Here is a 14,383-nt window from a genome sequence, read left to right as displayed (position 1 = left end):
GCCCTCTTGTGTCGCGCGGTACGGGGTCAGAGCCGCACGGTCTTGACCGCGAACTGGCAGGCGGCGGTGAAGTAGGGCCGCAGTTCCGTACGCCGGCGGGTGGGCGGCAGCGGCGCGGGGGTCCGGCCGAGTGCCCGGCGGGACTTGCGCACCGCCCGGGTCAGTACCGTCGGTCCCGCCGCCACGGCCTCGCTGATCACCGGGCGCGGGAAGGTGAACACGTTGATCGGCGCCAGTACGTCGGTCGCGAGCTTGGCCAGCTGCACCCGGGGCGCGTCGGGCGCCGGGCGCAGCGAGAAGTCCCAGATGACTTCCTTCTCGTCGGCGTCGGTGTGTTCGCCGACCAGCGTCGCGCAGTCGATGTCCACCGCCACCCGGCCGTCGCCCTCGTCGCGCAGCGGGAAGGTCAGCACCCGCTCCTTGTCCCGGCGGTGCACGGCCTCCACGACGGCCCCCGCGGCCGGCCGGGCGCCCCACAGCTCGGCGCTCAGGGCGATGGTCCGCTCGTCGACCCTGACCGGGCCGACCTCGGCGTGGACGTCGCGCAGCGCGCTGCGCAGCCGTAGCCCGCCGTCCTCGTGCAGGTGCGGCAGCAGCACCGCCAGGGCCGGCCCCTGCGGGCGCGGCAGCTCCACGGCGAGCAGGTCCCGGGTGTCGCAGCCGTAGCCGTCGGTGCCGAGTGCCACCTCGCGGTCGCCCTCGCGGGTGGCCAGGGTCAGTTCCCAGGTGCCGTGCGGCAGCCCGGCGTCCCAGGGCACGACGGCGTCGCCCTCGGCGGAGAACGGGAAGCGGTGCTCGCCGGCCGCGGCGGCGCCCTTGCGCAGCACGAGGTCGGCCTGCCCGGCGCTCGGCGGCAGCGTGCCCACGGCGACGTGGACGGAGCCCTGCCGGTCCACGCGGGCCGTGGCGTGGCGGGGCAGCTCCTTGCGGGCGAGGGCCTCCTCGATGATGGCCTCGAAGCGTTCGCGGCTGGCCCGCTCGTGGAAGCGCTCGGCGTTGCGGACGGCGGCGGCGGCCATCTTCTGCCGCAGCCCGTCGTCCTGGACGAGGCTCCGGATCGCCTCCGCCATCGCGTCCACGTCATCGCGCGGGACGAGCAGCCCGTCCTCGCCGTCGGTGAGGATGTTGCGCGGCCCGTGGTCGGCGTCCGTGGCGACGACCGGGAGCCCGGCGGCCATCGCCTCGACGACGACGTTGCCGAACGCCTCGCGCTTGGAGGGCAGGACGAAGATCGAGCCCTTGCCGAACTCCGGGGTGACCGGCGAGGTCTGGCCCATCAGCAGGATGCTGTTGGAGAGCCCCAGTTCCTCGATACGGGCGCGCAGCTTGTTCTTCTCGGCGCCGTGGCCGTAGATGCGCAGCGTCCAGTCCGGCGCGACGGCGTGGACCTTGGCGAAGGCCTCGATCAGGAGGGCGTGGTTCTTGTTGCCGGTCAGGTGCCCGGCGGAGACCACGACCTTGTTGGTGCCGGTGGCCCTGATGGTGGAGGCGGGTACGCAGTTGGGCATCACCGCGAGGCGGTTGGCGACCGCGGGCACCTGCTTGCCGATGGCGGCGACCTCTTCCGGGGTGAGCGCCGTGAGGACGTCCAGGGACCGGTAGGCGGGGAAGAGGCGTTCCTTGATGTCCGTGGCGTAGATGGCGGGCATCGAGTGTTCCTGAGTGACCTTCAGGTAGTCACCGCGCGCCTGCGCCAGCATGATCGTGTTCCGCGGGCTGGAGCTGACGACGACGTCGGCGTCGGTGGTCTCCAGGTACTCCAGGAGCCTGAGTTCCGCGAGCCTGCTCACCACGGGTGTCTTGGCACCGGCGTTGAGCGGGTAGATCAGCGGGAACTTGTCGGACAGCGGGTCGTCCACGTCGGAGACCGGCGAGTGCGGACGCATGTCGCTGAGCACCCGGACGGACACCCGCGGGTCCAGTGGGAAGTACGACTCGTCGCGCACCTTGCGCAGGGCCACGATCTCGACGTCGTGCCGCTCGGCGAGCGCCCCCGCGAGGTTCTGCGTCGCGCTGACCACGCCCCCCATGTGGCACAGGTCCCGGACGAGAAATGCGATCTTCACTTGGCGGCTTCTCTCTGCTTTCGGGAAACGGCTGGTCAGTCCGTTCACCCACCCCTGGCCACACAGCTGTGACCACATCCTCCTCACAACGTACACATCGATGTTCGACAGCAGATCACGGCCTCGACACACCTGTGTAACCCTGCGGGCGGCGTGCTGCCGCCCGCAGGGTCGGGCCGTGTCCCAGAGAGCCGGGTACCGAGCCTAGAAGGGCTCGAAACCGTCGAACTCGCGCTCCGCCTCGTCGCGTTCGGCGTCGCGTTCCCGGCGGCGCTGGGCGGCCGGGCGGGGCGCCTCGAAGCGGTGGTCCTCGCCTCGGCGGCCGAGCATCTCGGCGCCGGCCGTCACCGACGGCTCCCAGTCGAAGACGACCGCGTTGTCCTCGGGGCCGATGGCCACGCCGTCGCCGTTGCGGGCGCCCGCCTTCATCAACTTGTCCTCGACACCGAGGCGGTTGAGCCGGTCGGCGAGGTAGCCGACGGCCTCGTCGTTGTTGAAGTCGGTCTGGCGCACCCAGCGTTCGGGCTTCTCGCCGCGCACCCGGAACAGGCCGTCCTCCTCGCGGGTGACGGAGAAGCCCGCGTCGTCCACGGCCTTGGGCCGGATGACGATCCGCGTGGCCTCGTCCTTGGGCCGGGCGGCGCGCGCGTTGCCCACCAGCTCGGCCAGCGCGAAGGACAGCTCCTTCAGGCCCATGTGGGCCACCGCGGACACCTCGAAGACGCGGTAGCCGCGCGCCTCCAGGTCCGGCCGGACCATCTCGGCGAGGTCCTTGCCGTCGGGCACGTCGATCTTGTTGAGGACGACGATCCGGGGCCGGTTGTCCAGGCCGCCGTACTCGCGCAGCTCCGCCTCGATGATGTCCAGGTCGGAGACCGGGTCGCGCTCGGACTCCAGCGTCGCCGTGTCCAGCACGTGCACGAGCACGCTGCACCGCTCCACGTGCCGCAGGAACTCCAGGCCGAGGCCCTTGCCCTGGCTGGCGCCGGGGATCAGGCCGGGGACGTCGGCGACGGTGTAGACGGTCGAGCCCGCCGTCACCACGCCCAGGTTCGGGACGAGCGTCGTGAAGGGGTAGTCGGCGATCTTCGGCTTGGCCGCGCTCAGCACCGAGATCAGCGAGGACTTGCCGGCGCTCGGGTAGCCGACCAGCGCCACGTCGGCGACGGTCTTCAGCTCCAGCTGGATGTCCTGGAGGTCGCCGGGCACGCCGAGCAGCGCGAAGCCGGGCGCCTTGCGCCGCGCGGAGGCCAGCGCCGCGTTGCCGAGGCCGCCCCGGCCGCCCTGCGCGGCGACGTAGGAGGTGCCCTGGCCCACCAGGTCGGCGAGGACGTTGCCCGCCCTGTCGAGGACCACGGTGCCGTCGGGCACGGGCAGGACCAGGTCCTGACCGTCCTTGCCGGAGCGGTTGCCGCCCTCGCCGGGCTTGCCGTTGGTGGCCTTGCGGTGCGGCGAGTGGTGGTAGTCGAGGAGCGTGGTCACCGACTGGTCGACGGTGAGGATCACGTCGCCGCCACGGCCGCCGTTGCCGCCGTCCGGGCCGCCGAGCGGCTTGAACTTCTCACGGTGGACGGAGGCACAGCCGTGGCCTCCGCTACCCGCGGCGACGTGCAGCTCGACGCGGTCCACGAAGGTGGTCATGGGATGTGCCTCCAGTTACCGGTTACTACTTGATGCGGAAATGTCTCGTGGGTGTCTCTTGGGTAACACGCGAAAGGCGGACCCGCTTCCCCGGAAGGGAAGTGAGGTCCGCCTCGCGAAAGTTTCCGATCAGGCGACCGGAACGATGTTCACGACCTTGCGGCCACGGTGGGTGCCGAACTGCACCGCACCGGCCTGCAGGGCGAACAGCGTGTCGTCGCCGCCACGGCCGACGCCGGCGCCCGGGTGGAAGTGGGTGCCGCGCTGGCGGACCAGGATCTCACCCGCGTTGACGGCCTGACCGCCGAAGCGCTTCACGCCGAGCCGCTGGGCATTGGAGTCGCGACCGTTCCGAGTGGACGATGCGCCCTTCTTGTGTGCCATCTGTTCTCAGTCCCTTACTTCGCAGCCGCGGGGATCTCAGTGACCTTGATCGCCGTGTACTGCTGGCGGTGGCCCTGACGACGGCGGTAGCCGGTCTTGTTCTTGTAGCGCAGAATGTCGATCTTCTGGCCCTTGTGGTGGTCCACGACCTCGGCCTGGACCTTGATGCCGGCCAGCACCCACGGGTCGCTGGTCACAGCGTCGCCGTCGACCACGAGCAGGGTCGAGAGCTCGACCGTGTCGCCGACCTGGGCGGTGGAAATCTTGTCAACCTCAACGATGTCGCCGACAGCAACCTTGTGCTGGCGACCACCGCTGCGCACGATGGCGTACACGCGGATCTCACTCTCTCGCTCTGGAACGGCACCCCCGCAGTCCAGCCGCCCGGTGAACACGCGGGCAGCCTCTCCCGGCCGGGGCCCGTCGGGGCCCGCACCCGGAAGGAAGAAAGGTTTACGGGGATGTGACGCGTCAGTCGACACGCCGACGGTCAAGATTACGGGGCCGCACGACAGGGGTCAAACCGGGCCCCGGAGCCTCACTCCGTGACCGCCGCGACGTACTCGGCGTACGCCTCCTCGGCCCGCGCGGGCGACAGGTCTAGGTGCTCCAGGACCGTGTACCGGCCGGGCCGGGTCCGCGGCGCGAACTCCACGGCCCGCACGAACTCCTCGTCGTCGAACCCGATCTCCTGGGCCACCACGGGCAGCCCGTGCCGGCGCAGCGTCCCGGCCATCAGCAGGGAGCCCTCGTGGTCGCCGCGCAGATACGTCGCGAAGGCCGCGCCGATGCCCACCTGCTCGCCGTGGCTCGCCGCCCGCCTCGGATACAGCAGGTCGAGCGCGTGGCTGATCTCGTGGCAGGCGCCGGACGAGGGACGGGTGTGCCCGGCGATCGACATGGCGATGCCGGACAGCACCAGGCCCTCGGTCAGCACGGTCAGGAACCCGTCGTCGCCGCAGCCGCCGGGGTGGCGCAGCACGGCCTCGCCGGCCTGCCGGGCCAGGGCGGCGGCGAGGCCGTCGACCTTCTCGCCGTTGACCCGGTGGGCCAGCTCCCAGTCGGCGACCGCGGAGATGTTGGAGACGGCGTCGCCGATCCCTGAGCGCACGAAGCGGATCGGCGCCTCGCGGATCACCGCGAGGTCGACGACGAGCGCGATGGGCGTCGGCACGCCGTACGAACCGCGGCCGGCGTCGTTGTCGAGTATCGACACCGGCGAGCAGATGCCGTCGTGGGAGAGGTTGGTGGCCACGGCGACCATGGGCAGGCCGACGCGGGCCGCGGCGAACTTGGCGCAGTCGATGACCTTGCCGCCGCCGAGCCCGACGATCGCGTCGTAGCGGCTCGCCTTCATGCCGTCGGCCAGCCGCACCGCGTCGTCGATGGTGCCGCCGCCGACCTCGAACCAGTCGGCGCCGGGCAGGGACGGCTCCAGTCTCCGGCGCAGGCGGGCTCCCGAGCCGTCGCTGATCGCCACGGCGAGCTTTCCGGACTGGGAGATCCGCTGGTCCGCGAGGACACTCGCCAGGTCGTCGAGCGCGCCCGGACGGATGTCCACTACGAGCGGCGAGGGGATGAGCCTCGTCAGTACCGGCACGTGATCTTCTCTCCTCGCGGGGGCGGTTCGGCGGGGCAGGTCGGCGGGGCGGTTCGGTGGCACGGCTGCCCGGTGATGATGCGCCCGGGAACGTCCGGGGAAACGTGTGGTCCTGCCCGAACGGAATCCGAGCGGATTCCGGGCCGGACAGGACCACACATTCTGCGACAGGCGGCCGGATCAGCCCTCGTCGGTGGCGGCCGTGACCGAGGACGGCGTCTGCTGGGCAGCCGCCGCGGTCTTCTTCGACGCCGTCTTCTTGGCCGTGGCCTTCTTGGCGGTCGTCGTCTTGGCCGCCTTCTTGGCCGTGGCCTTCTTCGCGGTCGTCGTCTTCTTGGTCGCGGTCTTCTTGGTGGCGGCCTTCTTCGCCGTCGCCTTCTTGGCCGTCTTGCGGGCCGCCGCCTTCTTGGCCGGAGCGGTCTCCTCGGCGGTGTCCGCCTCGGTTCCCGCCACGGCCGCGGTCTCGCCCGCGTCCTCCGCCGGGGCCGACGGGACGACCATGACGGCCGCCTCCTCGGACGCGGTGGACGTGGTGGGCTTGCGCACGGCCCGGCGCCGCGGACGCGCCGGGGCGGCGCCCTCGGCGGCCGTACCGGACGGCTCCGCGGGGGCCTCGGCAGCCGCCGGTGCCTCCTCCGTCGCCTGCTCGGCCTGCGGGGCCTGGGCGGCCTGCTCCGGGACCGTCAGCACGGCGGCCTCGGCACCCGCGGGCGAGCCGGCCGGTGCGGACACCTTCCGGGTGGCCCGACGGCGGGTACGGCCCTTGGGCGCGGCCTCCTCGGCAGCCGGCGTCTCGACGGCGGCCGGAGCCTCCTCGGCGGCCGGGGCCGGGGCACCGGAGACGGCGTCCTCGACGGCGGCGGGCTCGGCGAGCACCTCGGCGGCGGGCTCCTGCCGTACCGGACGCTCGACCTCTTCCTGGACGGTGACGTCCTGAGCGGTCGGGACCTCGGCGCGCCGGGCCTCGCCCTTCGCCGCCTTGGGAGCGCCCGCCGGGGCCGACGCCCGCCGGCTCGTGCGGCGCCGGCCACGACCGCGCGTGGCGGCGGCCTCGGCCTCGGCGGCGCTGCTGTACAGCTCCTCGTCCGCGCTGAAGTCGGGCGCCGGGAGGGCGACCGGCTCGGCCACCTCGGCGGCGACCTCGGACTCGGACTCGGTGTCCGCCTCCTGCTCCGCCGTCACACCGGTCTCGACGCCGGCCACGGCCTCGTGCTCGTGCGGCTGCTCTCCGCCGCCGGCCCGCGCCCGCTTGCGGCGCTTGCCACCGCCGCCACCACCGGCGGCGGCGGTCGGCTGGTCCAGGTGGACGATGACGCCGCGGCCGTTGCAGTGGACGCAGGTCTCGGAGAACGACTCCAGCAGCCCCTGCCCGACCCGCTTACGGGTCATCTGCACGAGCCCCAGCGAGGTCACCTCGGCGACCTGGTGCTTCGTACGGTCCCGGCCCAGGCACTCCAGCAGACGCCGCAGCACCAGGTCCCGGTTGGACTCCAGCACCATGTCGATGAAGTCGATGACGATGATGCCGCCGAGGTCGCGCAGCCGCAGCTGGCGCACGATCTCCTCGGCCGCCTCCAGGTTGTTCCTGGTGACCGTCTCCTCGAGGTTGCCGCCCTGACCGGTGAACTTGCCGGTGTTGACGTCGACGACGACCATCGCCTCGGTCCGGTCGATCACCAGCGAACCGCCGCTGGGCAGCCAGACCTTGCGGTCCAGCGCCTTGGCGAGCTGCTCGTCGATCCGGTACGTGGCGAAGACGTCGACCTCGCTGGTCCACCGGGACAGCCGGTCGGCGAGGTCCGGCGCCACGTGGGACACGTAGCCGTGGATGGTCTGCCAGGCGTCGTCACCGCTGACGACGACCTTGGTGAAGTCCTCGTTGAAGATGTCGCGCACGACCCGGACGGTCATGTCCGGCTCGCCGTAGAGCAGCGTGGGCGCGTTCGAGCTGCCGCCGCTCTTCGCCTTCTTCTGGATCTCCTCCCACTGCCCCTGGAGCCGCTCGACGTCGCGGCGCAGCTCGTCCTCGCTCGCGCCCTCGGCGGCGGTGCGCACGATGACGCCCGCGTCCTCGGGGACGATCTTCTTGAGGATGGTCTTCAGCCGGGACCGCTCGGTGTCGGGCAGCTTGCGGCTGATACCGGTCATCGAGCCCTCGGGCACGTAGACCAGGTAGCGGCCGGGCAGCGAGATCTGGCTGGTCAGGCGGGCACCCTTGTGGCCGATCGGGTCCTTGGTGACCTGTACCAGGACCGACTGGCCGGACTTGAGGGCGGACTCGATACGGCGCGGCCCGCCGGACATGCCGAGGGCCTCGAAGTTGACCTCACCGGCGTACAGGACGGCGTTGCGGCCCTTGCCGATGTCGATGAAGGCGGCCTCCATCGACGGGAGCACGTTCTGCACCTTGCCGAGGTAGACGTTGCCGACGTACGAGGTGGCCTGCTCCTTGTTGACGTAGTGCTCGACGAGCACGCCGTCCTCCAGGACGCCGATCTGGGTGCGCTCGCCGTGCTGGCGGACGACCATGACGCGCTCGACGGCCTCGCGGCGGGCCAGGAACTCGGCCTCGGTGATGATCGGAACGCGCCGGCGTCCCTGCTCACGGCCTTCCCGGCGGCGCTGCTTCTTGGCCTCCAGGCGGGTCGAGCCCTTGATGGACTGCACCTCGTCGGACGGCTCGCCCTTCTCCCGCGGGGGACGGGGCTCGCGGACCTTGACGACGGTGCGCTCGGGGTCGTCGGCGGACGACGGCTCGGCGTCACCGGAGCCGTCCCCGGCACGGCGACGACGGCGCCGGCGGCGACGGCTGCTGCTGGAGCCGCCGCCCTCGCCCGAGGCGTCCTCGTTCTCCTCGGCGTCCTCCTCGGCCTGCTCGGCGGTGTCCTCGGCGTCCTGATCGGCCTGCGCGGCCTGCTCGGCGGCGTACTCGTCGCCGTCGGCGGAGTCGCCCTCGGCGGCGTCGCCCCGGCGACGGCGGCGGCCACCCCTGCGACGGCGACGGCGCGAACCGGACTCCTCGGAGCCCTCGGCGTCGTCGTGGTCCTCGCCGACCTCGTCGGCGTCGGAGTCGGCGTCCGTCTCGGCCTCGGCCTTCGGCTCGTCCTGCTTCACGACGGCGGCGGCCCGCTCCTCGGTGACCTCCTCGGCGGCGGCGCCCCGGCGCTTGCGACGCCGACGCGACCCGGCGGACTGCTCCTCCGGGAGCTCCTCGGTCTCCTGCGGCGCCTTCTCCGGCTCGGCCCCGGCCGCCTCGGCGGCGGCCTCGGCGGCGGCCCGCTCGGGCGTCTGGAACTGCGGCTCGGCGAACACGGGCGCCTGGAACACCGCGACGGCGGGACGCGACGGGCGCTTGGGAGCGTCCGCCTCGTCGGAGGCGGTCTGCGCCGGCGCGGCGAAACCGGTGGCGGCCTTACGGGTGGACCGGCGGCGCGCACGACGCGGAGCGGCGTCCTCGACGGGCGCGGCGGTCTCTTCCGGCGTCTCGGGGGCCGCCTGCGCGGCCTCGGGGGCCGGGGCGGGCTCGCTCACCTCGACGCCGGCACCGGCGGGCGCGCCGGTCGGGGCGGTCACACTGCGCGTGGCGCGACGCCGGTTACGGCGCGGAGCGGCGTCCTCGGCCTCGGCGGCAGCGGGCGTCTCGGCGGGCGCGGCCTCCGACACCGAAGCGGCGGACGCCTCCTCGGCGACCGACTCGGTCGGCGCGGTCGGGGCGGTCACACTGCGCGTGGCACGACGCCGGGCGCGGCGCGGAGCGGCGTCCTCGGACTCGGCGGCAGCGGGCGTCTCGGCGGGCGCGGCCTCCGACACCGAAGCGGCGGACACCTCCTCGGCGACCGACTCGGTCGGCGCGGTCGGGGCGGTCACACTGCGCGTGGCACGACGCCGGGCGCGGCGCGGAGCGGCGTCCTCGGACTCGGCGGCAGCGGGCGTCTCGGCGGGCGCGGCGTCCGACACCGGAGCGGCGGACGCCTCCTCGGCGGCCGACTCGGTCGGCGCGGTCGGCGCGGTCACACTGCGCGTGGCGCGACGCCGGGCACGGCGCGGGGCGGCGTCCTCGGCCTCGGCGGGCGCGGGCGTCTCAGCGGCAGCGGGCGCCTCTGCGGCGGTGGACGCCGGCACGACGGTCTCGGCCGTCTCCGCCGACGTCGGGGCCCCGGCGGGCGCGGAGGCGCGGCGCACCGCACGGCGCCGCGGCCGACCCGCGGACGCGGGCTCCGGAATCGCCTCGGGCACCTCGGCGGCGGCCTCGGCCTCCGCCTCTTCCGCCTCGTCGGTCACCTCGGCCGGCGCGACGGTCTCCGCCGGCGCCTCGGGAGCACCGGACGGCGGGCCAGCCGGGCGGGACGCGGCCCTGCGCCGACGGCGCGGCGGCAGGGTGTCGCTGGGGGTGTTCGATTCGGAGCCCGTCGAGGTGGTCGAGGACTCTGTGGGTTCGGTCGGTTCGAGCATGCGGGGGTTTCTCCCGTCAGGCTCCCGGGCGCCGCGCCTGGTCCGGCATCGACCATGTCGACCGCCGGTGACGTCCGCGGCTCGCGCGATGCGCGGTCGCCGCCGTCCGGGGCGCGGGCGCCGCTCGGAAGCTCTCCGTGTCTTGTCTCGCCGGTTCCGTACCCCTTGTCGTGCACGGCCTGGCGAAAGTCTTGTGGTCGGTGCGCTGCCCGACCCAGGTGGCTCCCGAGTTCGAGGGCGGCGCTGCGACGTCCGTCCCTGAGCGGAACCTTCCTTACGCCGACGCCTTCGCGGCGGCGGAAGCGGCGGCCGGTTGCGGCTCGGGCGCTTCTGCCTCGCGGTCGGGCGCGAGCGGGTCGGTCACCGCACCGGTCTCTTCATCGAACAGCCCCTGCGCCAGCCTGGTCACCGCTGCGGGGACCGGCGGCGCCAGGTCGGCCACGGCGCGAAGACCGGACAGGACGTCGTCGGGTCGTACGGCAGGCGTCACGTGCCGAACAACCAGCCGCAGTATCGCACAGGGCTGGTCGGTCGGCCTATCAGCCGGCGAACCGTACGTGGTGACGCTCTCGAGATGCGCGACCGCGGAGCGGGCGTCGAAGGTACGGACGCCGTTCTTGGTCCTGCGCTGGACCTCCACGGCCGGGGCCGCGTTGAAGGCCGCCACGGCGTGTTCGGCCTCCGCGGGATCCACACCGGTCAGCCGCAGCTCCCACACGGAAGCCGTCAGCCGGTCGGCGAGTCCGGAGGTCCGGGCCTCGGCCGCCTCCACGATGTCGAGCCCGGTGGGCAGCGACTCGTCGAGGAGCAGCCTGAGCCGCTCCGGGTCGCGCGCTTCGGTGAGCGCGATCTCCAGGTACTCCGCCTCACTGCCCGTGCCGGTGGGTGCGGCATTGGCATACGACACCTTCGGATGCGGCGTGAACCCCGCCGAGTACGCCATGGGCACCTCGGCGCGGCGCAGGGCACGCTCGAAGGCGCGCTGGAAGTCACGGTGGCTGGTGAACCGGAGGCGGCCGCGCTTGGTGTAACGCAGTCGGATGCGCTGCACCGCGGGTACGGGCGGCGGGCCTTCGGGCTGTCGCTTGCCCAGTGTCGTTCAGTCCTTCGTGAGAGCGGTCGTACTGCTACCAAGAGTACGTGCCTCGGCCGCGGATGGTTCCCGCCGTACCGCCGTCCGCTGCTTCGCCGGCTCTCCGAAGAGCGTCCGGCGCACATCGGCGCGGGCCTGCCGCACGGACAACCGGGCGGAGCCGAGCGCCTGCCGGGCCGCCCGCCCCACGCCGCGCGCGCCCTCGGCGAGCGGCCGCAGGACGGCGTCCCGCACGGCGTGCCCCACCGGCGTCAGGACGCTCCGGTACGCCCATCGCGCCGGCTCGGCGACGGTCCACCGGAAGAGGGTGCCGAGGAACCGCCCGACGGCGCGCGAGATGTGCCCCGCGATCCGCCAGGCGTGCCCGAGGGCGTCCAGGACCTCCCTCCCGATGACGGCGAGCACCCGGCCTATCGGCGTGAGCACCCACCGCCACAGCGCCAGGGCGGGCAGCACCAGCAGCACCCGGACGATCCAGTACAGGGCCGTGCCCGCACCGGTGACGACCATGCCCAGGCACCAGAGCAGTCCCCTGCCGCACCAGGCCAGCCCTCTGCCGCACCAGGCGAGCGCGTGCCCGACCGGAGTGAGCACCCAGGCGTAGAGCCACGCCGCCGGTACGACGACGAGATACCGCGCCAGCCAGGCGAGACCGGCGTACAGCCCCCGCCCGACGGCCGCGAACGCGGCCCCCACACCCATGAAGAACCAGGCGAGCCCATGCCCGACCGGCGTCAGCAGCCACCGGTACACCCACACCGCCGGCACGACGAGCAGCACGTTCCCGAGCCAGGCGACCCCCTTGGCCAGCGGCACGAGGACATAACGCCACACCCCGACCAGCGGCCACACGAAGACGGCCCGCCCGAGCCACGCCAGCGCCCGCCCGAACGGCCGCAGCACCGTGTCCCGCAGCACCCTCCCGGCGACGACCAGGGCGTCCCACACCATCCGCACCGGCAGGACCAGCACCAGGACCACGATCCGCACCGGAATCCGGATCGCCACGACCAGACACCCCTCGGCATCCGACCGCCGCACCGCTTCCTCCCGCGGACCCACCCCGGGCGCCTTCTCCAGATCCACCATGCCCATGAAGACGCCGCGCGACCCGATTCGGATCCTGCGGCGTCGTGCCGTGCGGTCCTACTTGACCACGGACAACGGCAGCAGCTTCTTGCCGGTCGGGCCGATCTGGATCTCCGTGTCCATCGCCGGGCACACCCCGCAGTCGAAGCACGGCGTCCAGCGGCAGTCGTCGACCTCGGTCTCGTCGAGGGCGTCCTGCCAGTCCTCCCAGAGCCATTCCTTGTCGAGGCCGGAGTCGAGGTGGTCCCAGGGGAGGACCTCCTCGTAGCCGCGCTCGCGGGTGGTGTACCAGTCGACGTCGACGCCGAAGGGCTCCAGGGCCTTGTCGGCGCAGGCCATCCAGCGGTCGTACGAGAAGTGCTCGCGCCAGCCGTCGAAGCGGCCGCCGTCCTCGTAGACGGCGCGGATGACGGCGCCGATGCGGCGGTCGCCGCGGGAGAGGAGGCCCTCGACGATGCCGGGCTTGCCGTCGTGGTAGCGGAAGCCGATGGAGCGGCCGTACTTCTTGTCGCCGCGGATCTTGTCGCGGAGCTTCTGCAGGCGGGCGTCCGTCTCCTCGGCGGAGAGCTGCGGCGACCACTGGAAGGGGGTGTGGGGCTTGGGGACGAAGCCGCCGATCGAGACCGTGCAGCGGATGTCGCCGGAGCCGGAGACCTCGCGGCCCTTCTGGATGACGCGAGTGGCCATGTCGGCGATCTGGAGGACGTCGTCGTCGGTCTCGGTGGGCAGGCCGCACATGAAGTACAGCTTCACCTGGCGCCAGCCGTTGCCGTAGGCCGTGGCGACGGTCCGGATGAGGTCGTCCTCCGAGACCATCTTGTTGATGACCTTGCGGATGCGCTCGGAGCCGCCCTCGGGGGCGAAGGTGAGGCCCGAGCGGCGGCCGTTGCGGGTCAGCTCGTTGGCCAGGTCGATGTTGAAGGCGTCGACGCGGGTGGAGGGGAGGGACAGGCCGATCTTGTCCTCCTCGTACCGGTCCGCGAGGCCCTTGGCGACGTCGGCGATCTCCGAGTGGTCGGCCGAGGAGAGGGACAGGAGGCCGACCTCTTCGAAGCCGGTGGCCTTCAGGCCCTTCTCGACCATGTCGCCGATGCCGGTGATGGAGCGCTCGCGCACCGGGCGGGTGATCATGCCGGCCTGGCAGAAGCGGCAGCCGCGGGTGCAGCCGCGGAAGATCTCCACCGACATGCGCTCGTGGACGGTCTCGGCGAGGGGGACGAGGGGCTGCTTGGGGTAGGGCCACTCGTCGAGGTCCATGACCGTGTGCTTGCTCACCCGCCACGGAACACCGCTGCGGTTCGGTACGACGCGGGCGATACGGCCGTCGGGGAGGTACTCGACGTCGTAGAAGCCGGGGACGTACACGCCGCCGGTCCTCGCCAGGCGGAGGAGGAGTTCCTCGCGGCCGCCGGGGCGGCCCTCGGCCTTCCAGGCGCGGATGATCGCGGTGATCTCCAGGACGGCCTGCTCGCCGTCGCCGATGACCGCGCAGTCGATGAAGTCGGCGATCGGCTCGGGGTTGAAGGCCGCGTGTCCGCCGGCCAGGACGACCGGGTCGTCCATGCCGCGGTCCTTGGCCTCCAGCGGGATGCCGGCCAGGTCCAGGGCGGTCAGCATGTTGGTGTAGCCCAGCTCCGTGGAGAAGGAGAGGCCGAAGACGTCGAAGGCCTGCACCGGGCGGTGGCTGTCGACGGTGAACTGCGGGACGGAGTGCTCCCGCATCAGCTCCTCAAGGTCCGGCCACACGCTGTAGGTGCGCTCGGCGAGGACGCCCTGCTGCTCGTTGAGCACCTCGTAGAGGATCATGACGCCCTGGTTGGGCAGACCGACCTCGTACGCGTCGGGGTACATCAGGGCCCAGCGGACGTCGCAGGATTCCCACTCCTTGACCGTGGAGTTGAGCTCTCCGCCGACATACTGGATCGGCTTCTGCACATGCGGGAGCAGAGCTTCGAGCTGCGGAAACACAGACTTCACAGGCTCGGCGGCTTCGGCAGGCATCTCAGGGAACCTTTGTGTGCTGACAAGGGGGACCATCCAGCCTAACCCGGCGAAGGA

9 protein-coding genes are annotated in these 14,383 nt (G+C 72.6%); all 9 read right to left on the bottom strand.

What is annotated here, in order from left to right:
• Positions 1-26: 26 nt before the first annotated feature.
• Positions 27-2,066, bottom strand: coding sequence for a glycosyltransferase family 4 protein (locus RI578_RS26530; RefSeq protein WP_310873417.1), 2,040 nt, complete (start codon positions 2,064-2,066; stop codon positions 27-29).
• A gap of 204 nt (positions 2,067-2,270) precedes the next feature.
• Complete coding sequence (obgE, locus tag RI578_RS26525) at positions 2,271-3,707, bottom strand: GTPase ObgE (protein ID WP_310873416.1); 1,437 nt, start codon at positions 3,705-3,707, stop codon at positions 2,271-2,273.
• Positions 3,708-3,836: 129 nt separating this feature from the next.
• Positions 3,837-4,091, bottom strand: a complete 255-nt coding sequence (gene rpmA / locus RI578_RS26520; RefSeq protein WP_003976205.1) for a 50S ribosomal protein L27 — start codon at positions 4,089-4,091, stop codon at positions 3,837-3,839.
• A 14-nt stretch (positions 4,092-4,105) separates the two neighbouring features.
• Complete coding sequence (rplU, locus tag RI578_RS26515) at positions 4,106-4,426, bottom strand: 50S ribosomal protein L21 (RefSeq protein WP_007449531.1); 321 nt, start codon at positions 4,424-4,426, stop codon at positions 4,106-4,108.
• A 203-nt stretch (positions 4,427-4,629) separates the two neighbouring features.
• Entirely contained in the window at positions 4,630-5,691 is a 1,062-nt protein-coding gene (locus RI578_RS26510; protein ID WP_310873415.1) for an iron-containing alcohol dehydrogenase family protein, read from the bottom strand.
• Positions 5,692-5,871: 180 nt separating this feature from the next.
• A complete protein-coding gene (locus RI578_RS26505) occupies positions 5,872-10,143 on the bottom strand; it encodes an Rne/Rng family ribonuclease (RefSeq protein ID WP_310873414.1) in 4,272 nt (1,423 codons plus the stop codon).
• A 274-nt stretch (positions 10,144-10,417) separates the two neighbouring features.
• Complete coding sequence (locus tag RI578_RS26500) at positions 10,418-11,194, bottom strand: TIGR03936 family radical SAM-associated protein (RefSeq protein ID WP_310873413.1); 777 nt, start codon at positions 11,192-11,194, stop codon at positions 10,418-10,420.
• 48 nt (positions 11,195-11,242) lie between these two features.
• Positions 11,243-12,331: a hypothetical protein gene (locus RI578_RS26495; RefSeq protein ID WP_310873412.1), complete on the bottom strand. Its 1,089-nt coding sequence runs from the start codon at positions 12,329-12,331 to the stop codon at positions 11,243-11,245.
• A 51-nt stretch (positions 12,332-12,382) separates the two neighbouring features.
• On the bottom strand, positions 12,383-14,326 hold the full coding sequence (locus tag RI578_RS26490; RefSeq protein ID WP_310873411.1) for a TIGR03960 family B12-binding radical SAM protein: 1,944 nt from the start codon (positions 14,324-14,326) through the stop codon (positions 12,383-12,385).
• Positions 14,327-14,383: the final 57 nt, after the last annotated feature.

It is taken from the genome of Streptomyces sp. BB1-1-1 (assembly GCF_031597775.1).
Classification (GTDB): domain Bacteria; phylum Actinomycetota; class Actinomycetes; order Streptomycetales; family Streptomycetaceae; genus Streptomyces; species Streptomyces thinghirensis.
The sequence above is the reverse complement of the archived record's forward strand: the minus strand, read 5'-3'. Positions and strand labels throughout refer to the sequence as shown.

Excerpts from the sequence above, each read along its gene's own strand:
- RI578_RS26495 (WP_310873412.1), bottom strand. The coding sequence starts at position 12,331 with ATGGGCATGGTGGATCTGGAGAAGGCGCCCGGGGTGGGTCCGCGGGAG.
- obgE (WP_310873416.1), bottom strand. The coding sequence starts at position 3,707 with ATGACCACCTTCGTGGACCGCGTCGAGCTGCACGTCGCCGCGGGTAGC.
- RI578_RS26490 (WP_310873411.1), bottom strand. The coding sequence starts at position 14,326 with ATGCCTGCCGAAGCCGCCGAGCCTGTGAAGTCTGTGTTTCCGCAGCTC.
- rpmA (WP_003976205.1), bottom strand. The coding sequence starts at position 4,091 with ATGGCACACAAGAAGGGCGCATCGTCCACTCGGAACGGTCGCGACTCC.
- RI578_RS26505 (WP_310873414.1), bottom strand. The coding sequence starts at position 10,143 with ATGCTCGAACCGACCGAACCCACAGAGTCCTCGACCACCTCGACGGGC.